1 protein-coding gene is annotated in these 849 nt (G+C 44.9%); it reads right to left on the bottom strand.

What is annotated here, in order from left to right:
• The coding region (locus A3756_RS28160) for a hypothetical protein (protein WP_197481464.1) at positions 1 to 849 on the bottom strand (849 nt) is incomplete at both ends.

The following is an 849-nucleotide window of genomic DNA, read 5'->3' as shown; positions in this document are numbered from 1 at the left end:
TCTGGCCAGTTTTCAAAATCCTTAATCGGACGCTTAGCCAGCGCATCCCTTAGTTGCGATGCTTGCTCTAACATGATGGCTTTGAGAGAACTTAGGTCATCAGGAATATCAATACCCAATATTGACAAAGCCTGCCGCCCCATTTCTAGCCCAAGTGCGTAGTCTGAGCGGCCTATGGCTTGCACAAGCAGGTAGGCAAGCAACTCCACCTTGTCTAAAGGATCAATAGCATTATCGACCAGCTGGGAGTAAAGTTGCTTAGATGCTTCAAGGTCTCCGTTTAAGTATGCAGCTTCCGCTTTGATTTTATAGAGCTTGAAGCACTTATCATAACTCTCAGCCCATGCATTATCGCCCAATAAAATTAATGCCAAGCTTGAGTATTGATCAGCAGCAAGCCACACACTTGATAGCTTGGCTTTCTCAGCAGCCAAAACATTAAGCTCGATCAGGTTTTCAATTTCCAACTGATCGGAAATAAGCGAGATGCCATGATTAAGCTGCTCCACAAGCTCAAACACCCGTTCTTCTTTTTCGTCATCACTATAAGTCTTATATAGACGCCAGCCTATACTCAGGTGAGTATCGACCCTCTCTTCCTCACCCAAAGACTCATACGCTGCTTGCAACATCCGATCATGAAGGAATTTACACGATGGGATAAAACTATGAATTGCGGTTTCATGGCTCCGCAATGAATAATACTGGCTAAGTAATTTTTGGGGTACCAATACACTTTCGCCGTACTCCCCTTGCAGTGTTTGCTGAAAGCCGCCGATTACAGCTAAAAACCAATCGCCCCCCTCCTGAACAAGCAAGCCTTCTTTTAATGCCAGCCACAAAGATTCA

The organism is Oleiphilus sp. HI0086 (assembly GCF_001635225.1).
The sequence above is the reverse complement of the archived record's forward strand: the minus strand, read 5'-3'. Positions and strand labels throughout refer to the sequence as shown.